The sequence below is a fragment of the Legionella saoudiensis genome (assembly GCF_001465875.1).
GTDB lineage: Bacteria > Pseudomonadota > Gammaproteobacteria > Legionellales > Legionellaceae > Legionella > Legionella saoudiensis.
Map to the genome: position 1 here is coordinate 741,979 of NZ_LN901324.1, position 22,112 is coordinate 764,090.

The following is a 22,112-nucleotide window of genomic DNA, read 5'->3' on the forward strand; positions in this document are numbered from 1 at the left end:
TTTATCTTAATTAGGTTGACAAATATTTTATCCACAAAATCTGTGGATAACTCTGTGTATAGAATGTAAAATTTCTTGTATTATCAGCCTTAATGAGAGTGATTGAGAACTTATCAATGTGCTTTAACACATTATCTGCATAACGCTGGGCAATAAGTATTATGGAATAAAAATGACAGTAAATGATAAAGAGCAGGTTAATCCAGTATATCAGCAGGCATGTCTTCATCTATCTGGTTTAGATGATGATTGGTCGTTAATTATTGCGCGAGTTGGGCCGTGTAAGTTAGAACTTAAACTAACTGAGCATTATGAAACGTTGATTCGCGCTATTGCGCATCAACAATTGCACGGTAGGGCGGCTGATGCAATTTTAAAGCGCTTTTTGGCACTATTTCCAGAAGATAACTTTCCAGTACCGGAACGAATTTTAGCAATAGAGAATGAAGTAATAAGACAATGTGGTTTTTCAATGAGAAAGATAACAACTATAAAGGCTATCGCTGAGGCTTGCCTTCATGGGCTTGTACCTTCATTTGCTGAGGCGAATCAGTTAACCAATGAAGAATTAATTAACAAGCTTACTGTTTTGCCAGGAGTTGGACCCTGGACGGTTGAAATGCTTCTAATTTTTAATTTGGGGCGTATGGATGTGCTTCCTGTTCATGATTTCGGTATCCGAGAAGGGTATAAGCGAATGAAGTCTTTGGAAAAGCAGCCTACCCCGAAAGAATTAGCACAATTAGGTGCAAGTTGGAGCCCTTATCGGAGTATTGCTTCATGGTATTTATGGCGGGTGTAATTAGACGCAGATTTACAGCATAACGTATTAGGTAAGCGTTCATGAGCTATGTAAATTTCGTCACTGCGAGCCATGGCAAAGCAACCCAGAACGATGCTTCGCTAAGACTTAGTACTGGGTTTGCTTCACTGTGTTCGCAATGACAGTAGTTTTTTATTTTAATACAAATACATACAGCGTGAACGCTTACCATATTAGTGGGTGATATAGTTAGATTATAAGTCGCCTACATAATCCCACGACTCGACCCATATTATCTGCTTTAACTCGCCAGACATTCTTACTTGCTGAAAAAAATGCTCTTTGTTCTTATCATTGGAGGCGATGATCACCATATTGGCACTTTTTTTTATGGGAATTACTAAAGTGTGTTTAAAGTATTTTTTTACTAGTTGGAATAGGGGCCATTGTTCTCTTATATTGGCTAGATTCAAGGCTAAGAAACCACCGTCGGCGATAATTCTTTGGCAAGAGCTAAAAAATAATTCATTGTTACATTCAGGGGGATAAAAGTGAGCATTGTAAAGATCAATCATTAAATGAGTGTAAGTCTCATTGGTTTGTGCAACATAATTCATAGCATCGTCATGAATAATCGTTAAATTTTTAAGCTCTTCTGAAATGAAAAAACGCTTAGCAATATCAATTACTTCCTCGCTTTTATCAATCACTGTTAAAGAGGGTAGAGGAGGTTGCTCCCTGGATAGCATTAATGGAATTCCTGCACCGCCGAGTCCAAGTAAGCAACTTGCGCCAGGATATTGGCGCGCCATTAGGGTTAAGGCGGGTAAATAATGCAATACAGGCCTTTGTGGATGTCGCCGATTAATCACGGTTTGCAACGCAGTTGAGCCTAAGGTTAACCAACGATAAAAAAAATTTTGATAAACCTTGTATCCCGAAGGCGATTCATAAATGCATTTGCCAAACTTTGTTTTCCACATTGCGTCTATTCTGTTTGAAAGGGGTAAATGGAACCCAGTTTAAGGATCTGCGTTAATTCATCTAAAGCTTGAAAGCTTTCTGTAATTAATTGTGGATCTACTAAGTCTGCCGTACTCAATTCCGTACGATAATGCTTTAATACCCAAGCGTCTAAGGTATCTAATAGTTGGTTATTCACTAAAACGCCTTGATGCATCGCTTCAAGTTCTTGTTCCTGCAATGGAATACGTAATCTTAAACAAGCAGGTCCACCGCCATTACGCATACTTTGTTTAAGATCCATGTAATGCACGGAGTTAATGGGGTTTTGACTATTGGCAATTAACTCATCAATGCATTGCTTAACTCGTAAATTAGTTTTACATTCAATCGGTGCAACCAGCATCATTTCGTTTTTGTTGGCTAAACTAATAATCTGTGAATTAAATAGATAAGAGTCGACCGCATCTTTAACACTGAGTTGATCTTTGCTGATTTCAATAATTGATAAGGGAAAAGAGGCTTTTTCGCGTAGCTCGTTCAAAACCATTTCTTGGTTATGGAATGCCTGCTCATGGACAAGGAATACTGATTCATTCGCAACCGAAATAACATCATTGTGAAAGACACCTTGGTCAATCGCAAAAGGATTTTGACAAGCAAAAACAACCTTTTCACTAGGTAATTGATGATTACGAACGATTGCTTCAGAGGCTTCCAAAGTTTGCCGAGCAGGATACTTGCTTGGGCCTATAGGATGTGCTCCTCGATTTAATGCTTTTTTTCCATAAACAAAAAGGTGAACCCCCGATTGGGAGTGGTTTTGGCAGATACGGCTGTGGTTTGCAGCACCTTCATCACCCGTAACAGTTGAGCGGGGTAATATCGGATGATGACGAAAATAGCTCGCATCCGAAAAGATAAATTGCAGCAATTTTTGCGAAAAATCGGCTTCTTGGTGACGGTGTAGATTGCCGATCAGGTTAGCTGCGGTAAAATGAGTTTTTTGATCTAAGGTATCGATACTTGGCGAAACTGTGGCTGCATTGGCAGTCCACATACTGGATGCTGAATAACTGGCACTAAGAAGCTCGGGAGCTACTTTAAACGCCTTACTAATTTGTTCCGCAGCATTACCCTGAAAACCCAATTGTCGCAGTAGTTTAAGATTGGGACGCTGATGAGGGGGTAATACTCCCTGCTTTAATCCCATATTATGTAGCAGGCGCATTTTTTCTAATCCTTGTCGGGCGGCTGCTTGTGGATTAGCCATACTAAATGCATTATTTATCGATGCAACATTACCTGCGGCCAATCCAGCATAGTTATGGGTGGGGCCAACCAGGCCATCCATATTTAATTCATACATTGTCATTTACTAATCCAATATAATGCCAGGTAACTTTTGTGCTGGCGTTGTTAATAAAGGCTGTTCCATGCTCGCCACTGGATAAGCACAATAATCTGCCGCAAAATAGGCACTAGGCCGGTGGTTACCACTAAATCCAACGCCACCAAAAGGTAGGTTGCTTGCCGCCCCGGTTGTAGGTCTATTCCAATTGATTAATCCGGCACGTACTTCTTGATAAAAGCGTTGATAATTTGCTTCATTATCACTGAGTAAGCCCGCAGCTAAACCATAACGGGTTTTATTTGCTAAATTAATGGCCTCATCAAAATGTTTGTAGCGATGTATCTGTACTAGTGGCGCAAAAATCTCTTCATCAGGAGGGTTAGCTACTTTAGTCATATCAATAATACCTGGAGAGAGTAAGCCCGTATTTTCTGCTAATAGGCTCATGGATAACAAAGATTCACCGCCAGCTTCAAGCAGCTTTTTTTGACTTTGGAGGTGTTTTAATGCTTGAGCATGGCTAATCACAGGCCCCATGAATGGCTCAGGTTGTTGATCGTAGGGGCCTACTTTTAATGATTGGCAGGCTTTAATAAAGTTTTTTAAAAATACATCGCCTTGTGCTGAGTCAGGAACCATTACTCGTCGTGCACAGGTGCAACGTTGTCCTGCAGTAAGCATGGTAGAGAGTAGTGAATGATATACTGCCGCATTAATGTTACTAATTTCATCAATAACTAAAGGATTATTTCCCCCCATCTCTAGAGCTAGAATCACCTCAGGACGAGCACTAAACTGTTGATGGATGCGTAGGCCCGTTGGATAACTGCCTGTAAAATAAACTCCCTGAATATCTTCAGCTAAAAGTGCTTTGCCTGAGTGTGCATCACCTTGAACGCAATTGATTACGCCAGGAGGCAACCCACTATCATGCCAACATTGTATAATTAATTCCGCTACAGCAGGGGTCTGTTCGCTGGGTTTATATAGAACCGTATTCCCTGCTAAAAGTGCGGGAACAATATGACCATTACTTAAATGTGCAGGAAAATTAAAAGCTCCTAAGACAACAACAACGCCCTGAGGTTTAAAACGTAAGCAGGCATTAGCTTCGGCTGTTGCATTGTGTTTTGAAGCGGTGCGCTCTTGATAGGCTTGAATCGATATATTAATTTTAGCCACTACAGAACTTACTTCTGTTTGTGATTCCCACAGTGGTTTTCCTGTTTCTTGGGCAATCAGTAGTGCCAGTTGCTCTCGTCTTTTTTCCACTTGCTCAGCAAATTTTTGGGTGTACTGAGCGCGTTGTTCAAAGGCAAGAGCGGCCCAGGAGGGAAGTGCTTGGTGAGCGGCTTCTACCGCTACGGAAATTTCATGTTCGGTAGCACTAGCTCCCTGCCAGATTATATTACCATAGCTGGGGTTAATGGACTCCAAAGTAGAGCCATGGCTTTTTTCCCATTGCCCATTAATGTATTGACCTTTACTTTGCATCATAATTTTAGCTTCCTAAGGTGTGGTCGCAATTTGTAAAGGAGACACACGCACTACATCTCCCCGATTGACTTGCAGTAGTTCTGCGGTTTTTTTGCTGAGAATGCACGTATTTTGTTCTTTATTAACTAATGCAGTATTAATGGTGGCACGAAAATTTAATTGAGCATTGGCTAGTAAATAATTCGAGCTACTTACTTCATCACTGAGGCTGCCTACAGTAACTAAGCGGCTTAGTTTAACTGTTCTTATTTCATTTAATGGCACTTCTAGCGTAGGGCCTCCATCAAAAATATCAACGTAATTGTTATAACGAAAACCTTCTTTTAATAAAATACTCATTGCAGGTACAGTTAAAGGATGAGGCTGACCAATGACTGCCTGTGCTTCTGCTGAAAGTAATTTGACATAGATTGGATTGCGTGGCATTAAATCGGCAATAAATTGCTTATCGGTTGCCAAAGTTAGTCTATCGGCCTCTGCAAAAGGCATTTGAAAAAAATGACTGCACACATTGTCCCAGAAGGGAGATCGTCCATGTTTATCTGAAACTCCGCGCATGTCAGCAATAACAATCGGTGCAAAGCGTCCAGGAAATTGCGCCATAAAAACAAAACGTCCTTTAGAAAGCAAAAGCCCATTATTGTCCTTTCGATATTTAGGATGCAAAAAGAGAGTGCATATCTCACTACGCCCCTGGTTATCATTTACTAAACTTAATACCTCATACTCACTACGTATGTTTAGGGTGCGTGATATGCGGGTTCGTTTGGACAATTTATAAGAATAAAAGGGCGTATCATGACCTATACGAGCTTCAATGGCCGATACCCCAACTATTTCTTTGTTCTTTTGATTTTCTAAAACAAAAAGATAGTACTCACTGTTAGGATGGATTATCTTTTTTTTATACGATGCGCAAGACCAATCGAGCCGTTTTTTTAATAAAGCAATATCCTTTGGAAGCGTAGTCATCCCTATACCGCTTTGTTCTGCTAAATGATGAATTGCCTCTAAATCAGAATCAAGCGCGCTGCGAAATAGCATCATTTTTTTAAGTCCTCTAAACCACCTTGTGCCAAATCAAGCAAAAGCAAGGCACTTAGCGTTGCTCGCTCAGCTAAACTATCCAGTAAAATATATTCGTCATGACTATGAATGTTTCCGCCGCGTACTCCTAGTGTATCTAAAACAGGTAAGCCATGACGAGCTAAATTATTGCCATCGCAACAGCCCCCACTGTCTTTCCAGTCTATAGTTAAACCAAGTTCTTTTCCTAGGTGTTGTACTCGTTGAAATAAACGCTCTGTACCGGTACAGACTCGTTTAACTGGTCTACCAAAAGTTCCGTGCATTGCAAGGGAATAATCAGGGCGCTTTAATTTCTGACCAATTTTAGCAAGTTCGTTTTTCACCCACATTTCGTCCTCAGGCTGACTAATGCGGATATCGAGTTTTGCAACTGCTTTATCTGGAACAACGTTTAATGCCTCACCACCGGCAATTTTACCCACATTAATTGTAACGCCGTCACGCTTGCCATTTAAGGCATGTACCTCGCAAATTGCTTCCGCTAAATAACAAATAGCATTTCTGCCTTCAGCAAATGCTCTACCGGCATGAGCTGCTTTGCCTGTGGCAATTAACGTGTATTTAGCACTTCCTTTCCTATTTTTGGCCAAAGTACCCGTAGCAGTCATTGCTGGCTCATAAACTAAGGCAGCTTGATAGTGAGAGGCTAACTCATCAAAAAGAATGCTTGATGCCGGCGAGCCAATCTCTTCATCAGAATTAATCAGAACATCCCAGCCTAATTGCGTTGCTTGTTCCGTTTGTTCAAAGGCAGCTAATGCATGCAGCATTACGATTAATCCGCCTTTCATATCGGCAACACCGGGACCGTTAACATGGTTATCATTGATATAGGTTAGCTTTTGAAAAGTGCTATTGGCTGGATATACAGTATCCATATGTCCACTCAACAATATTCGCCGTTTTAGATGAGGACGTTTTCTAATGAATAAAACATCACCACAGTTTTGCAAGGCCTCATCCCCCGACATATTAATTACGGATAAGGAGGGTAATTTTTTTACTTCAATTGCATCGGCAATGGGTTTATAAGCATCACTTAGTGCTGTAGCGACTTGCGCTAGCCCTGGTAAATTAGTAGTTCCGGAATTAATCTCGCAAAAGTGGTGTAATTGTTGCACCATAAGTTCTTGATTATTTTTTATGGTACTTATTAGTTGTTTGTAGGGTTCCATCATGATTTTAAACTCTAAATCTTAATGTTAAACAATAGCTTAAATTGAAAGGATTCACAACTAGGGGGCTTGCCATATTCCAGTTTCCTACGGGTATGCCGCGGGAAACCAGTATAGGCTTTTCTTTTAACTTAAGGACAAGGTTTTAAACTTGCAGAGTCTTTAGGCGCTTTTTCTGCTTTCTCTCCTTTTGTTATAAGACCAAAGGTGCATAGTGCACCAATATTAATTTTAGTGTCTCGGGTTGTTGGTGTCTCGGGGACTAATTGATCGATCAATTCCAGACGTTCAATCAATTGATTTTGCCTTTCCATTAACTCTGTATGGCGCTCTAAACTTGCCTGCAATTGTTTTTTAACCGAAATCAACTCTGATTCCGCAGCGCAAATACGATCGGCGACTTGAGTAAAACTTTGCTCTTTATTTTTTACAAAACTTTCCAATCGTTTTTGGAAAACCTCGCGTTGCTGGGCATCATTAATTACGGTACTTGAAAGCGTTTGTACGGCTAATTGTAATGTTGATGTAAGCTTTCTGGTTTTTTCTAGCTCATTTTCTAATTCTTGTCTTTTAGTGGTTAATTCCTCAACTTGTGATGTTAATAACCGAGTGCATTGTTCGTGCTGGTGTTTTAAAACGTCTATTTCACTTATCGCTATATCGTATTTTTCCTGATTAAGCCCTAAATCTTTCTTTAATTCATCAGCTGTTTGTTCTAATTGTTCTTTTGTTTGGCGTAAATGTTTTTCAGTAATCATGTAGCTTGCAATTTGCACGCTAAGATCATTGGTTTCATCGGATAATCTATTGATATTAAAGGTCAACCGCTTATTTTCTTGTTGAAACTTTTCTACTTCAGTAGCAAGCTTTTGACGGATGATGTCTAAAGAGCGGATGGTTAATACCAGTACATCTGCAATCTCAAAAACACCTCTTTTTAGTTTTTCGGTAATTATTTTTGTATGTTCATAGTGATCTTCAAACACTACACCACTAGTAATATAAGCTCCCGCACTTAAACCACTTAGGGTGACAAGAAAACCAACATTAGCTGCGACGCCGATAACCAAAGTGGGACCAGAAATTAAAATTCCACCAAAAATCTTTTCCCATATGGAAAGACTACCCCAAAATTTAGTAATGGAGGTAAGTATACTTGGATTTTGTTCCAGCGAGTCAATAATGGCTTCCAGGCTGTTTCTTACTTGGATTAACAGCTCATTTGATGGAGCAATCGACTCGAGTCCTTTAGTGTTTTGATCAAAGGAATTTGGGTCTAATATAATTTTTTTTGCTGCATCAGAAAATTGCAATTGTGACAGTACTTGTTCTGCATTTGGGGAATTCAGTTTTAATCCCTTATCTGCCTGTACTACCTCTGCAAGCTTGTGTTCTGTCGTCGCCATAGCTTACTCCCTGTTGTTAAGAATTTCCCTATTATGTCTAGTTTTAATCACAAATTTAGTGAGAAGCAAGTAAAATATTAAATTTTATAAAATCTGTTAAGGACACATCATTTTGAGCACGGGAAGGAGCTGAATGTGGCATCGTATAAATTAGCTGCCACATTCAGGGGGGCTTCGTCGTAAACTCCTCAGGATAACGTCTTATACTTAAGACTTTTTAAGGCACGTCATCCCGCGCGTCGCGAGGGAGCTTATGAATAGGTACCACGTTCAGGAGGTCCTTCTTCTTGAAAGCTCCTCGAGGTGCAGTTTTTTTTGAGCGGCAATTGCATTTAAATTGATAGTTCCTTTGAGAAGAGCTCCATTTCTTTGGATAATTGTTCGCATTGCCCTGCAAAAAAGCCTTTTTTTCTAAGTGCATTACCATGGTTAATTAATGATTGAGAAAAGCCAAATGAAGGTATATATAAAAGAATCCCCAGAATCATTTCCATAATTCCTGCTACCTTAGTAAGTTTGGGATGAGCAACCCTTAGCTCTTTAGCCAACATCTCATAATTCTTGATGGATTTTTCTGATGGCATCAGGAGCAGTTCAGAAGTGCGGGACACAGTTTCAAGTAAAAGCCGTTTTCCATCGATATTTATAGCATTTAGAGTGTTTATAAGAGTAAATAAGTGATTACCCAGCTCTCTAATATTGGAATTAACTTTGGGTAACTCAAGTAGCTGTCTTCCTTGCTTTATCCGAATAGGGAGCAGTTCTTTCACGCGCAAATGGGGGCAATTCATATCACGCCAGTGAATAAGCCAGGATTTGCGGCGGTCTTTAATTAATTCCTCATAATGTGCATGTACATAAGTATCTAATGCATTCCATATAATTCTGCGGTGGAAGTTCATTCCACGTCCCTTGACCATCGCTGCCGCAGCATCTAGAGAACGTTCAAATTCATCTTTTGTGAGTGGATAATCAGTTTCAAATGATTTAAGTAGATTAAAATAAGTAGAGGAGAGGGCTCCTCGATCAATTGCATCTTTGCATGAAAAATTATAGCTCTTAGGTTTAACGGTTCTAATGATGTACTCTGTGAGTTCATATTTTATAAAATGAACCCAAACGGCTTGTTTTTGAGCGGTTGACAAAGAGTTTTCTGGAACTATTCCTTGTTTTTCAAAACTATTTTTTAATAGGGCCCTCAATATTCTTTGTTCTTCTTCTGGGCTTTGAAATAAAATTGCTCTAGCTTTAGGGCTAATAATGAAGTCAGAAACTCCACTTTGATGTAATTTACCTTCGGCAATCTCAAAAAACTCGTTAAACACGGAATCATAAGAATATTTATCATCAGTAATTTGATAATTATGTGAAGCCATTATCCCTTCATGCGCAGGAAGGGTAATAACCATTACTTTTAATTCTGATGCTTCTTCTAACTTATGAAGCGTACGGGTTAAATCTCGTTCTTTAGAACCTGCGATGTCTAAATCACTTCGATGGTAGCCCAAGTTATTAAAATAAATATGATTTATTTCTTGTGATGTTTCTTGTGCATTAATTTTTAACCAGCGTATAAAAAGGGGACTCACCCGTTCTTGACCATTGTGGCGTTGGGCTTGAGTACTAAAACGATATTCAATGGGGTCATCAGTCGTTTTATAGGGGAAATTTTTAATCGTTGGGATATTTGTAAAAAACTGTGGCTTAAAATTTCGGGAAAATAAGGAATACAGGCGATAAAATAATCCTTCCGCATCAGACGGTGATATTTCGTTCACCGAATTTTCCGCATTACTTAATTGTTTTTTTATTAAACTACTCGTATTCGTGGCTAATGGGCGAGCCTGTGACGAAAGCGCATTTATCCATCCTGCCAGTTCTTGTTCTAGGATGTGGTTATCGTTATGGTAAATTAATTTAACTAATTGATCTAAAGCCTCATTTTGCTCCTCGCTAAGAAGATTTTCTTTTTCAACTAGTTGTTCTAGAGAGGCAATGAGTGAGGAATATAAGTTTCCATAAGGAATATGTTCGTTATAAGCTTCCTCCAGATAAAGTACTAATTGTTGTAATAAAGGTAAGAGTTCGATAAGAGTATTATTTACTGCCGGTTTTAATTGAAGAAAGTAAGCATAGCAGTTACGATTGTGTACCGCATCGCTAGATAATAATGGCGTAGGGGCAGTAATAGTCATAGGTATAACTCTATTGGGCAAATATTCAACATTATATTGAAAATAAAGGCATAATGGAAGTGGGTGACCGTCTTTCTGGCTACTAGCGAATACGAATTTCGCTAAAATTTTGTTTTAAGGTACAAATTGTGAAAAATTATAATTTTCTTAATGGGTGTCATTCTGATTGGAAGAATATTTTAAGCCAGGCTTTGGAGGTTATGGACAAAAATTACTTACAACAATTGATGGATAATCCACATTGGCTCCCTGGTGCAGAACGGATTTTTGCTGCATTTAGTTTGCCTATGACGAAAACCCAATACATTTTATTTGGTGAGTCTCCTTATCCTCGTGAAGAATCAGCTAATGGCTATGCCTTTTGGGATAATGCTGTTGGTAGTTTATGGAGCCCTAAAGGATTAAGTACGCCTGTCAACCGCGCTACCTCATTACGCAACTGGATTAAAATGATGTTGGTTGCTCGTGGAGATTTGTCTATTAATAATACGTCCCAAGAGTGTATTGCACTATTGGATAAAAGCCCTCTAGTAAAAACAGCAGAACAACTGTTTCTGGGAATGATGAATAAGGGGATTTTATTGCTTAATGCCTGTTTAGTTTATAGTGAAGGTAAGGTGCCTTATCATGCGCGCCAATGGCGGCCCTTTATGCAAAGCCTTTTGAGTCAACTCGCTATTATCAAACCGAACATAGAGTTAATTTTATTAGGAAAAATTGCAGAAACAATTTCCCATAATCAATTATCCATAGGATTACGTGCGGAACATCCATATAATGTAAGCTTTATAAGCAATCCGAATGTAATTGAATTTTTTAAACCACTGGACTTAATGTCATTATGAATAAATCAACAATTAATGCCGAGGAAGTAACTAAGTTTGCTCAGCATGCGAAGCATTGGTGGAATCCTGAAGGTCCATTAAAAACTTTACATGATATTAATGGGACTCGATTAGAGTTTATTGCCCAACATGTTACATTAAAAGATGCCACCATTTTAGATGTGGGATGTGGCGGTGGGATTTTATGTGAAGCCCTGGCAAAATCAGGGGCAAAAGTCACTGGAATAGATGCCGAGCAAGACGCTATTCAAACAGCTCAAGAGCATGCGAAAGACAATAACTTATCAATTGATTATTTTTGTACTCCTGTGGAGCACTATAATGGTGCGCGTTTTGACGTAATTACCTGTATGGAGATGTTAGAACATGTAGAAAACCCGCACGTGGTTTTTGAGCATTGTAAGCGGTTACTTAAGCCTAATGGTTTTTTGTTTTTATCTACGATTAGCCGCACTTTAAAAGCTTATGCCAGTGCAATCGTTGCCGCTGAATATATATTGAATTTGCTCCCTAGGCAAACACATGATTACAGCAAGTTTATAAAACCTAGTGAGTTAATTGCCATGGCGCGAGCGTTTGATTTCAATTTAGTGGACATGAAAGGGATGGATTATAACCCTATTTTAAGAACTGCTTCTTTGGGGGCTGATGTGCGAGTGAATTATTTGGTGGCATTGCAATCCTCAGATTAAGCATTTGGGTTGGCAGAGCCTAGCATTGAACTTGAATGGATATGTAAATTTCGTGATTGCGAGCCATGGCAAAGCAACCCAGAACGCTGCTCGTTAAGACTCAGTACTGGGTTGCTTCACTTTGTTCGCCATGACAGCAGTTTTTATTTAATTTTAATAGAATAATACAGCGTAAACGCTTACGTTATGTTTGCTGGACTTTGCAGTCAGTCTGCGTGCATCTAACTAAGGTTATGCGTTTAGCTTGTGGTCTTCTCAGTATCTTTCTTCTTATTATAACGTTCCTGGAAGCGTTGATACGCATATTTAGCCTGCTCCGTTGTGACTACATCCACTTCATTTCCATAAATGTCCACACGGGCTGCGTTTTCTTTTTGACAGCTTAAATAAGCAGGAGAGGCGCTGTAATAGCTTAATGCTTCACGAAGCGCTTTTTTGCTAAAAGGAGGAGAATCCAGTCGCTCATAAAAATCAATTATGTCATCAAAGATTCCAATTTTTAGCGGTTTAATCTGGCTACCCTTTTTAAAAAAGGCACTAGGAAAGTGCTCGATTAACCAATCTATAATTTGTAGTTTATCTTTTTTTATTGCGATTTGTTGTTGCTTATCCATCATTTTGCTCTAAAGCGTTATCATTTGCCGAATAAGCTACCATATCCGAGGACAGAATCAAGCTTTGTATGCAAGTGAACCAATATTTATTGTTTAATTGTAGAACAAAAAAGACCTTATTGCTCAAGGATTTGTAAGAAATATCTCAATATGAGTGTAGAAAATAGCGGTTCTCGCTTGTGTGTAAATTTATCAGGCAAAATAAATCCTTGTTTTATAAGGGTTTTTATTAATCTTTAATAAAAAGGCATATAAAAATTAATATTTTTTTATATTTTTTGTGACTTGCACTTCGTAATCACAATTGCTAAATTCAGAACATGACTTATAGGGAAATTTAAGTCATACAAATGGATTTGAAATCAAATGGATTTGATTTGTCAGGGATGACTTATAAGGACTAAACGTTCTTATACGGATGACTGCGAAAAAAGCCAGGTTAAAACCTGGCTTTTTTATTTTATCAAATAATTTCTTAGCCGACTAGATAACCTGAGCGGGATAAGAATTTCTTATCAGGGAAGTAAGCAAAAATTACTGAACCATTTTTAATGGTATTAATTACAGGCTTTGCTAGTTTTTCAGAAATGGCAGGGCATCCCCAAGATAAACCTGCTCGCCCAGCTTTACGGATAAAGCCTGGATCCATGTACCATGCTCCATGCATTACAACACGTCTGCTGTACGCGTTGTCATTGAAACCTTTATCTAACCCTTGCAAATTTAATGAGTATCCTTTGTGACCTACGTAGGTGTCTTTAGTAATGTAAGTGCCTAAGCTGGATTGCTTGCTTGAGTTTTGGTTTGAAAAATGGGTTGCAGTATTGCCGCCAGAGTTTCTGCCATGCGCAACATAAGTATTGTATAACAAGCGCTCTGAATTGAGATCAAATACCCACATACGCTCTTTATTTGATGGTAATGAGTAATCAATTACTGTAAGTACAGGCTTCTTTACAGCACCTTTTTTATTAGCATTGGTGTATGCGGTTAGTGCGAGTTTTAATACTTTCTTATTTAACCTTGGTGCTTTAGATGCCAGGTGTTGAACTTTGGTGTTTATATCTGTTTCAGTGTTTGCAAAAGATGGCGTACTAGACGTTAAGTTACCCGTTAACAGGACGGTTGAAATTAGAGTAAATAATGTATTCATACAGCTCCCTATTTTTATAAAATCACCGTTATTGGCTCTTAAAAAAACGGTGATTATATTAACAATTGAGGCAATTGTAAAATCACAAGATCTTTCCTTGTCCATAAGGGTTAAATATTATTCTATTCAGGGGCTTAGCAAAGTAAGCTAAAAGAGTATAAAACAATTACCAGGCTTTTTGTGCAAAATACGCACTATTTTCAGGTTAATTAATAGCGCATTTTGCTTTAAATTACATAAAATAGATTATAATTTACACAACGTTTACATTGGATTTGGCACAGTTGTTGCTTTATTGATGCGACTAAAAATCATATAATGTCGCAAAACAGAGGTGAATCATTCCATTTTTTCTGGGGCTCAATTATGATCACTGTCCACTATGATGTCCCGTTGTTATTTTAGTTCGGAGAATACTATGCTTGAAAAGCAGACCATACAATTACCACAAGGTTTACGCGCTGCTATTAATCATGCTTATCGCTGTGACGAGTTATCGTTGATAACAGAGCTTTGTGATAAAGCAGATTTAGATGCGTCACAGTTAGCAGCAATTAAAGCCAGCGCTACTAAATTAGTTGAGTCCGTACGCTCCGATCGTAAAAAAAGTACAGGTATTGATTCTTTCTTAACTGAATATGCGTTATCCAGTGAAGAAGGGATTGCGTTGATGTGTTTGGCAGAAGCCTTATTACGTGTTCCTGATAGTGCAACAATAGATAATCTAATTAAAGATAAGCTTGCAGGCGGTAATTGGAAATCTCATATAGGCCAAAGCGATTCTTTTTTTGTTAATGCGACAACCTGGGCTTTAATGTTAACGGGAAAAGTATTAACACCGGAAAAGGCAGAAAACACATTAACCAAATCATTAATGAAAGTAGTTAATCGCAGTAGTGAGGCGGTAGTAAGGACTGCTGTTGATAAAGCAATGCGAATTATGAGCAAGCAGTTTGTTAAAGGCCGTACCATCAATGAAGCGTTGACTCGTGCTAAAAAGAAAGAGGCCCTGGGTTACCGTTTCTCTTATGATATGTTAGGCGAGGCCGCTTTAACTACGGTGGATGCAGCACGTTATTTTGAAGCATATCGCAATGCCATCGAAGCGATTGGCAAAGAGGCAGAGAAAAATTCCGATGTTTACCGCCGTCCAGGGATCTCAATTAAGTTATCCGCACTACATCCGCGCTATAGTGAGAGCCAATACGCCCGCGTAATGGCTGAATTGCCGCCAAAACTCTTAGCGCTGGCGCGTCTAGCCAAAGAGTATGGCATCGGCTTAACCATTGATGCTGAGGAATCCGAGCGCCTGGACTTATCGCTTGATGTGATGGAGCGCGTTTTTGTTGATGACAGCTTAGATGGCTGGAATGGTTTTGGGTTAGCAGTACAATCCTATCAAAAGAGAGCATTCTATGTATTGGACTGGGTTGCTGCCTTAGCTCGCAGCAAAAAACGCCGTATGATGGTGCGTTTAATTAAAGGTGCTTATTGGGATAGTGAAATTAAAAAATCTCAAATGCAAGGGCTTGCAGAATATCCTGTATTTACTCGAAAAGTATTTACTGATGTATCGTTCCAAGCTTGTGCTAAAAAAATACTAACGATGACGGACGCTATTTATCCTCAGTTTGCAACGCATAATGCTTATTCCGTAGCGATGATTCTAAATATCACTGGAAGTTACCGTGATTTTGAGTTTCAATGTTTGCATGGAATGGGAAATGAGCTTTATCAACAAGTCGTTCCAGCAAATTGTCATGGAATTCCTTGTCGTATTTATGCTCCAGTAGGTAGTCATGAAGACTTGCTCCCCTACTTAGTGCGTCGTCTATTAGAAAATGGGGCGAACTCGTCCTTTGTGAATCGTATCGTTGATGATAATGCGCCTATTGACTCTTTAGTAGAAGATCCTGTAGCAAAAGCACGTTCTTTGTTTGGGCGAATTAATAAAAATATTCCTCTACCTAAGGATATTTTTGCTCCACGAATAAACTCTCAAGGGATTGATTTTAGTAATCGTTCTGAACGCGCTCAATTGCAAGAAGCCTTAGCTAGCTTTGCCGGAAAACAATGGACTGCGGCACCTATCATTGTAGGAACTCCAGAACCAAGTGAGGCACAAAAAGTTCGTTCACCACAGCAGTCTGATCGTATTGTGGGTATGGTGCAAAATGCCTCCGTAAATGATGTTGAAAAAGCGTTATCAGCAGCTGTAGCTACATTTTCCACTTGGTCAGAAACACCTGTTGCAGAGCGCGCAGCCTGCTTGAATCGTTATGCTGACTTATTGCAAGAGCATGGGGCTGAGTTTTTAGCGCTTGCTTGTCTTGAAGCTGGAAAAACTCTTAATGATGGGATTGCGGAGCTGCGTGAGGCGATTGATTTTTGTCGTTATTATGCCAATTTAGCTCAGGACATTTTAGCAACGCCTACACGCTTAACTGGATACACCGGCGAGCTCAATGAGTTAGGCTTATACCCACGTGGCACAGTGTTATGCATTAGCCCTTGGAACTTCCCCTTAGCAATCTTTACAGGTCAGGTGGTTGCTGGATTGGTTACAGGTAACTGTGTTATTGCAAAACCGGCAGAACAAACCCCATTAATAGCTGCATTAGCTGTAAAATTAATGCATCAAGCTGGATTTCCTGCTGGTGCAATACAATTACTTCCTGGTGATGGTGAAACAGTAGGAGCAACTTTAGTTGCTGATAAGCGAATTAAAGCGGTCTTGTTCACTGGGTCTACAGATACCGCGAATTTAATTAATCGTACCTTAGCAACACGTGGTGGCGAAATTATTCCTTTAGTTGCGGAAACAGGCGGTCAAAACGCAATGCTGGTTGATTCTTCCGCTTTATTAGAGCAGGTCGTTGTTGATGCTGTGAATTCTGCATTTGGAAGTGCAGGGCAGCGTTGTTCCGCATTACGTGTGTTATTTGTTCAAGAAGAGGTTTATCCACGCACGGTAGCCTTATTAAAAGGAGCGATGGAAGAATTAGTTGTTGGAGAACCACAATGGCTCGTTACTGATGTGGGACCAGTAATTGATAAACCCGCTTTATCTGTGCTTAAAGCGCATGTAGATAACATGAAAAAACGTCATGAGGTAATTCATCAGTGCCGATTGGATGAGTCATTGGAGTCTGGATATTTTATGCCACCGACGGCACTGGCTCTTGATAGCATTGACTCTTTGGAGAAAGAGGTATTTGGCCCTGTATTGCATGTGGTTAAATTTAAGCGCAAAGAATTGGATAAGGTTATTGAGCAAATTAATGCGACCGGTTATGGCTTAACTTTAGGTATTCATAGCCGTATTAACGAGACGGTTGAGTACATTAGAAAACGTGTCCATGCTGGAAACTGTTATGTGAATCGTAATATGACTGGCGCTGTAGTTGGTTTGCAACCTTTTGGTGGAGAAGGCTTATCAGGTACAGGCCCCAAAGCGGGTGGGCCGAATTACTTAATTCGACTTTGTCATGAGCGTACTTATACGGTGGATACGACAGCAGCAGGTGGAAACGCGAGCTTGATGTCTTTGCCTGATTAAAATGAAGATTAGTGTAGCCTATGCTAAGACGGGCTACACTTCTTTAGTTCACGTACAACCTTCATCATCACAAAGAATGTGCAACTCGGGGTTCGAAGCATGAGCCCTTGGGTTGCTTCACTTCGCTCGCAAATGATTGTTTTCGTAAGCGTTCACGAGGTCTGTAAATTTCGTCATGGCGAGCCATGGTGAAGCAACCCAGAACGATGCTTCGTTAAGACTCAGTGCTGGGTTGCTTCACTTTGTTCGCAATGACAGCAGTTTTTATTTAATTTTAATAGAATACATACAGCGTGAACGCTTACCTATTTTCAGAGGTACTGATTAATGGCAATCGATTTACTTTACTAGAGTTGTTATTGATTGCTCCAGTTTTTCAGGAATAACAACAGGGTCTTGGACGGCAATAGCATAGAGGTCTGAAATTCCGGTGCTGTAAATGCATTCATGATAATAGATAGGTGCACTATTCATATTACTTAGAGCAGAATAAGCTGCTTCTAAGGCTGCTTCGCGGGTTGGAACGGCAAATGGCCCCATAACAAAACCCCAATTTGTATCCGTATTATATTTACTAAGCTTGTAAGCAAAATAATGGTTTGTAGTACCAAAAGCAATAGAGAAACCACCTAATTGAATTTCTTTGAGATCTGGACATACTGGATCAGAAAAAGAGGGGTTCGCAAGCACTAGAGCTGCGGCTAATAATGATAATTTAGCGCTGAATTTCATAAAAACTCCATTAATTATTATTTTTAAGTCGGGTGTTCAATATAACTAACTGCAAAAAAGCATTAGAGATGAGATCCTCAAATGAACACTTGCCTTAGCATTTTAAGCGATATACTTCCAGTAATAAACGAACATTTAGCCAGAAAGGGAATAATGAATACAGTACGTGTTTTTTTCGCAATTTGTCCGCCTGAATCTATGCAGAAACCATTAAGAGATATTTTGCAGCATTCTAAATTAGTATTTCCAAAGAAAGCTCTAAGATGGATTAGTGTGGAGCATTTACATTGTACATTACAGTTTATTAGTGCAATTCCACAAGAAGAAATACCCATACTAATCAAACATGTTAGGGACTTAGTAACAGAGCAACCTTCGTTTTGGCTGCACCTAGGTCCGCTGGAATGGTTTCCCAGTCTGGAGCATCCCAAAATTCTTTCTTTAGCTGTGGAGCCTCAAGAGACATTAAAGCTTTTAGCGGGGCGTATCAATCGGATTCTTAGCGAATTTAATTGCTCAGTGGAGGCTCGTCCATTTCGAGGGCATATGTCCATAGGAAGAGTATTAACGCATGCTTTATCCAGAGAGAAATTAAAATTGGCTAAAAATAGTACTATTTCTCCTGTTTTAATTGATAAAATTTATCTTATTGAAAGTAGGCCTGCGCAAGGAGGTCGTTTATACTGCACTTTAGCAGAGTTTAATTTAGCCTAATTAGAGGTTAATATAGAATCTTTAAACGATAAGGAACATCAATGTTAAGGTTATTATTTCTATTTGGACTTTTATTTTCTTCTTTATGTAATGCGCAAGATAAGGAAATTGCCATTACAATGGATGACTTACCCCTAGTTGCCTCGCAAATGAATACTCCAGGCAATAAGCAACGCTCAACGGAACGTTTTACACAAATCATACAAACATTCCAAAAATATAAAGTTCCAGCTACCGGCTTTGTTATTGCTGGAGCTATTGAGAAAGGGCAATGGGAGTTTCTGGAGCAGTTTCGCCAGGCGGGATTTATGCTTGGAAATCATACTTATTCGCATTATAACTTAAATCAAATAAGTGCTGAGAAATACATTGCAGATGTGGATCGCGCTGATAAGATTCTTACGCCGATTATGACGGAACCAAAATATTTTCGCTATCCCTATCTGGCTGAAGGGAATAAGAAAAATAAGCAAAAGGTTTATGATTATCTGAATGAGCATCACTACATCATTGCCCCGGTGACGATTGATAGCAAAGATTATGAGTTTAATAAAATGGCTTACGGCGTTCCTTTTCGCGCACGCGCAGCATACATCCAAAAATTAAAAGCGCGTTATTTAGCATTTATTTGGAAACAAACTCTTTTGGCAGAGAAAAAAAGCGAAGGAAAAAATGGTAAACAAATATTGCTTATTCATGCTAATTTGCTCAATAGCTATTTGTTAGGTGATGTACTAGAAATGTATCAAAAAAATGGATACAAATTTATTAGTTTAACGGATGCTTTAAAAAATCCAGCTCCAGCGCTTAATTTTCCACCTGTCCCTGAGCATAAAAATAATAAAAATGGAGCAGGTTTAGAAACACTATTAGAGGATGAGATGTCTTATATTAATTAAGGGAGGGAATCTTGTATGTTAATATTTGCAATCTGTTTATTTCTTTTAGCGGCAACTTTTGGTTTAGCTATTTTAGTCGCCATATTGCAGGATTTGCCAGCAAATAAAATGGCCCTGGCTGCGCATGGGGCAGTTGCAGGCATCGCAATTGTAACTATGTTGGCTTATTTACTCATTTATGGAGCCACCCCTTTATTGATTGCCAGCTTAATTTTATTCTTGATTGCCGCAATGGGTGGTTTAACTTTATTTTGGATGGGACGTAAGAGGGCAAGCGTCCCTAAGCTATTAGTTATTATCCATCCTTTGGTTGCTTTGGCTGGGTTAATTACCTTAGTTATTTATGTTTTGCCCTAGTATTTTCTAACTTTATCAAAAGCCGCTCTAATTATTTCACGAGCGGTTTTATAGAAGGCTCCTCTGGTTCAGCCTCTTTTAACCCATTCATCTTTTGTTTAAACTGATGAAAGGTTCCTGCAGCTTTTTCCTCATTAATACGTCCATTCTCCTGATAAACCTTCCCGCTCTTATGACGATGTGAGGCAAGCGCCTGTAATACAGGTTCTGAATCTTGAATTTTACCTCGTTCAGAAATAGGAACTTCACCAACCACGCGTTCAATCCGATTGGCTTTGCTTTTCATGCCCACCGTAAATAGACCTGACTTATCGCGGAACCCTTGAACAATATTTTTTAGTTCATCAATTGCTGGTTTATTTTTTTCTAAGGTCGCTAAAGTAGATTTCAGCTCTTCTTTAAGTTCATTTGTATCTGTGCATTGAGCCATTCTTTTTATTGTATCTGCAACAAATTTCTGCATTTGTTTGTCATTTGGGCCAAAGCGAGTTGCCTCAATTTTTTGTAGTAGATCTTTACACTCAAGCTGTTCTTTTATTTCTTTTAGGCGGGTCAAACTTTTTGTGCGAATAATCTCCTCGTTCATTGGTCCTATAAAATTATTAATCTCTCTATCTTCCAGTAGCTCTCCTTGGGCTTTGATATCACTTAACTTTACTAAGCTATCGAATTTTTGAGTTGCAATTAAATCCCTGCTAATTTCGTTCCTTATTTTTAGCAGCTCAGAGACACTAAACTCAGAAAAACCATTGGAATATTTTGCAGCAAACGCAGCATATTGGGGACTATTTGCGGACTGGAGTTGGCTCATTATTTCCATACATTCATCAATAAGTTGGGGAATTGCTGCTTTTTGCTCGAGCTCGCGTATTAAATCTATTTCCTTGTGATAGGCAACAAATTTTGCATGATTCTTTAGTGCATTTAAGCTTATATTCGACAACTTATCCCACATAATGCTTAAATCAGCTGCTATGTCAGCAGGATTGGGATTATTGTTTAATTCGTTTAATTTAACGAGGGCCCAGGTTTTTATTTCCTCAACTTGAGCCTTATAAATTTTATATTCTTCAGGAGAGCAATGAGCTTTTAAGGTCTCATCCATTGCTCTTAGGTAGTGATAGAGATCATGGACTCTCGATGTATTAAGGTTACTTTTGTGAGCAAGCACTCGAGCCTTTTCAGAAACGGCATGCAAATCTACTACAGGTTTGGCATGAAAATAGTGCACCCCATTTTCATGAGTATAACCCTCGTAAGTCATTTGCGTAGGGGGGATTAAAAACTCTTTCTCTTTTGGATATCGAGATAGAGGACCGACATATTTTCCAACAAGCCCCGTATAAGTAATGGCTACAGCACCCTTAAAGTGCAGTGCGGGTGCTAGTGCGCTACTAATAAAACCTCGTACTACCTCAGTACCACCTTCTTTAGCGATTTTAATGCGATTTTCTAATACCGTAGAACTATAAACATTTTCATAGCGAAAGGTTCCATCAACCTCTTTATTGGGAGCATGAGTAAGTGCTTGTCCGCACATTGCGCTATGTACGATGACATCCCTTATTTGAGCTGGCGTTTTATCGGAAAAGTTATAAGCTCCACGTAAAAAAGGATTCATCTGTTTAAAATATTTGGTCGAATAAACATTTAATGCTAATTTTTCAGCATAATGCATATCATTGAAGACTCCGTGTGTATCCTGTTGTTGAAAAAATTTCTCTGTAGGGTAATCACCATAGGCATTCATGGGCTTGACCATAGAGGTATTTTGGCAATAGTCCACATATTGGTCTAAATCACTTTGAGAAAAGGTTAAATGCTCCAAATTGGCATAAGCTATGATTTCCGTAAGATTATATACTTTATCTTTAAATAGGATTATGTCGCTATTATCTTCCGTTTTTTCATAGGTGAAAGGTTCTCCTGTCATTAGCCTGCGAGTTAGTTCTTCAAAGTGGAACGTATAATCTGTTTTGGGCAGGGGGCCTGGAGCTGGTCTATAATCGTGGCTTACCTGATTATTAAGTTGTTTAAATGAGTCAATGACATCGACTACATTACCTTGTTCAAAGTGAGTTGTTACATTGGGGGCAGGCATATAA

At 39.1% G+C, this 22,112-nt stretch carries 18 protein-coding genes; 7 read left to right on the forward strand and 11 right to left on the reverse strand.

All coding sequences use genetic code 11. The annotated features are described in order from the left end of the window. The first annotated feature begins 172 nt into the window (after nucleotides 1-172). Entirely contained in the window at nucleotides 173-802 is a 630-nt protein-coding gene (locus BN3124_RS12270) for a DNA-3-methyladenine glycosylase family protein (protein ID WP_058535081.1), read from the forward strand. A 215-nt stretch (nucleotides 803-1,017) separates the two neighbouring features. On the opposite strand, the gene BN3124_RS12275 is transcribed toward BN3124_RS12270, so the two are convergent. From BN3124_RS12275 to BN3124_RS12305, 7 genes are all read right to left on the reverse strand, one after another. Continuing rightward, complete coding sequence (locus BN3124_RS12275; protein WP_058535082.1) at nucleotides 1,018-1,746, reverse strand: spermidine synthase; 729 nt, start codon at nucleotides 1,744-1,746, stop codon at nucleotides 1,018-1,020. A gap of 5 nt (nucleotides 1,747-1,751) precedes the next feature. Beyond that, entirely contained in the window at nucleotides 1,752-3,101 is a 1,350-nt protein-coding gene (gene astB / locus BN3124_RS12280; protein ID WP_058535083.1) for an N-succinylarginine dihydrolase, read from the reverse strand. A gap of 3 nt (nucleotides 3,102-3,104) precedes the next feature. Beyond that, entirely contained in the window at nucleotides 3,105-4,577 is a 1,473-nt protein-coding gene (gene astD / locus BN3124_RS12285; RefSeq protein ID WP_058535084.1) for a succinylglutamate-semialdehyde dehydrogenase, read from the reverse strand. A 12-nt stretch (nucleotides 4,578-4,589) separates the two neighbouring features. Continuing rightward, the gene (astA, locus tag BN3124_RS12290) at nucleotides 4,590-5,624 is read right to left on the reverse strand and encodes an arginine N-succinyltransferase (RefSeq protein ID WP_058535085.1); all 1,035 of its coding nucleotides are present in this window, start codon (nucleotides 5,622-5,624) and stop codon (nucleotides 4,590-4,592) included. Further along, entirely contained in the window at nucleotides 5,621-6,844 is a 1,224-nt protein-coding gene (locus tag BN3124_RS12295; protein WP_078061552.1) for a hydrolase, read from the reverse strand. The genes astA and BN3124_RS12295 overlap by 4 nt, the downstream gene beginning before the upstream one ends. 128 nt (nucleotides 6,845-6,972) lie before the next feature. Further along, nucleotides 6,973-8,247, reverse strand: coding sequence for a LegC2/C7 family Dot/Icm T4SS effector (locus BN3124_RS12300; RefSeq protein WP_058535086.1), 1,275 nt, complete (start codon nucleotides 8,245-8,247; stop codon nucleotides 6,973-6,975). A gap of 332 nt (nucleotides 8,248-8,579) precedes the next feature. Beyond that, the gene (locus BN3124_RS12305) at nucleotides 8,580-10,442 is read right to left on the reverse strand and encodes a hypothetical protein (RefSeq protein ID WP_058535087.1); all 1,863 of its coding nucleotides are present in this window, start codon (nucleotides 10,440-10,442) and stop codon (nucleotides 8,580-8,582) included. A 128-nt stretch (nucleotides 10,443-10,570) separates the two neighbouring features. Here BN3124_RS12305 and BN3124_RS12310 point away from each other — a divergent pair, with 128 nt between their 5' ends. Both BN3124_RS12310 and ubiG read left to right on the forward strand, forming a co-directional pair. Then, nucleotides 10,571-11,287: a uracil-DNA glycosylase family protein gene (locus tag BN3124_RS12310; protein WP_149865261.1), complete on the forward strand. Its 717-nt coding sequence runs from the start codon at nucleotides 10,571-10,573 to the stop codon at nucleotides 11,285-11,287. Then, nucleotides 11,284-11,979, forward strand: coding sequence for a bifunctional 2-polyprenyl-6-hydroxyphenol methylase/3-demethylubiquinol 3-O-methyltransferase UbiG (gene ubiG / locus BN3124_RS12315; RefSeq protein WP_058535089.1), 696 nt, complete (start codon nucleotides 11,284-11,286; stop codon nucleotides 11,977-11,979). Before BN3124_RS12310 ends, ubiG begins: the two co-directional genes overlap by 4 nt. Nucleotides 11,980-12,218: 239 nt before the next feature. On the opposite strand, the gene BN3124_RS12320 is transcribed toward ubiG, so the two are convergent. Next, nucleotides 12,219-12,593, reverse strand: a complete 375-nt coding sequence (locus BN3124_RS12320) for a ProQ/FinO family protein (RefSeq protein ID WP_058535090.1) — start codon at nucleotides 12,591-12,593, stop codon at nucleotides 12,219-12,221. Nucleotides 12,594-13,068: 475 nt separating this feature from the next. Continuing rightward, entirely contained in the window at nucleotides 13,069-13,746 is a 678-nt protein-coding gene (locus BN3124_RS12325) for a murein L,D-transpeptidase catalytic domain family protein (RefSeq protein ID WP_058535091.1), read from the reverse strand. A gap of 418 nt (nucleotides 13,747-14,164) precedes the next feature. On the opposite strand from BN3124_RS12325, the gene putA reads away from it, so the two are divergent. Next, the gene (gene putA, locus BN3124_RS12330; RefSeq protein ID WP_058535092.1) at nucleotides 14,165-17,305 is read left to right on the forward strand and encodes a bifunctional proline dehydrogenase/L-glutamate gamma-semialdehyde dehydrogenase PutA; all 3,141 of its coding nucleotides are present in this window, start codon (nucleotides 14,165-14,167) and stop codon (nucleotides 17,303-17,305) included. A gap of 339 nt (nucleotides 17,306-17,644) precedes the next feature. Here the strand turns inward: putA and BN3124_RS12335 are convergent, their stop codons facing one another. Continuing rightward, complete coding sequence (locus tag BN3124_RS12335) at nucleotides 17,645-18,037, reverse strand: DUF4949 domain-containing protein (RefSeq protein WP_058535093.1); 393 nt, start codon at nucleotides 18,035-18,037, stop codon at nucleotides 17,645-17,647. A gap of 153 nt (nucleotides 18,038-18,190) precedes the next feature. Between BN3124_RS12335 and thpR the strand changes: the two genes are divergently transcribed. Genes thpR through BN3124_RS12350 form a run of 3 tightly spaced genes read left to right on the forward strand, consistent with a single transcriptional unit; the run spans nucleotide 18,191 to nucleotide 20,007 of the window. Next, nucleotides 18,191-18,751 carry an RNA 2',3'-cyclic phosphodiesterase gene (gene thpR, locus BN3124_RS12340; protein ID WP_058535094.1) on the forward strand — a complete coding sequence of 187 codons (561 nt, stop codon included), beginning with the start codon at nucleotides 18,191-18,193 and terminating at the stop codon, nucleotides 18,749-18,751. A 41-nt stretch (nucleotides 18,752-18,792) separates the two neighbouring features. Then, nucleotides 18,793-19,650, forward strand: a complete 858-nt coding sequence (locus tag BN3124_RS12345; RefSeq protein WP_058535095.1) for a polysaccharide deacetylase family protein — start codon at nucleotides 18,793-18,795, stop codon at nucleotides 19,648-19,650. Between the two features lie 15 nt (nucleotides 19,651-19,665). After that, nucleotides 19,666-20,007 carry a hypothetical protein gene (locus BN3124_RS12350; protein ID WP_058535096.1) on the forward strand — a complete coding sequence of 114 codons (342 nt, stop codon included), beginning with the start codon at nucleotides 19,666-19,668 and terminating at the stop codon, nucleotides 20,005-20,007. Between the two features lie 31 nt (nucleotides 20,008-20,038). On the opposite strand, the gene BN3124_RS12355 is transcribed toward BN3124_RS12350, so the two are convergent. Further along, nucleotides 20,039-22,108: a hypothetical protein gene (locus BN3124_RS12355; protein ID WP_058535097.1), complete on the reverse strand. Its 2,070-nt coding sequence runs from the start codon at nucleotides 22,106-22,108 to the stop codon at nucleotides 20,039-20,041. Between the last annotated feature and the right edge of the window lie 4 nt (nucleotides 22,109-22,112).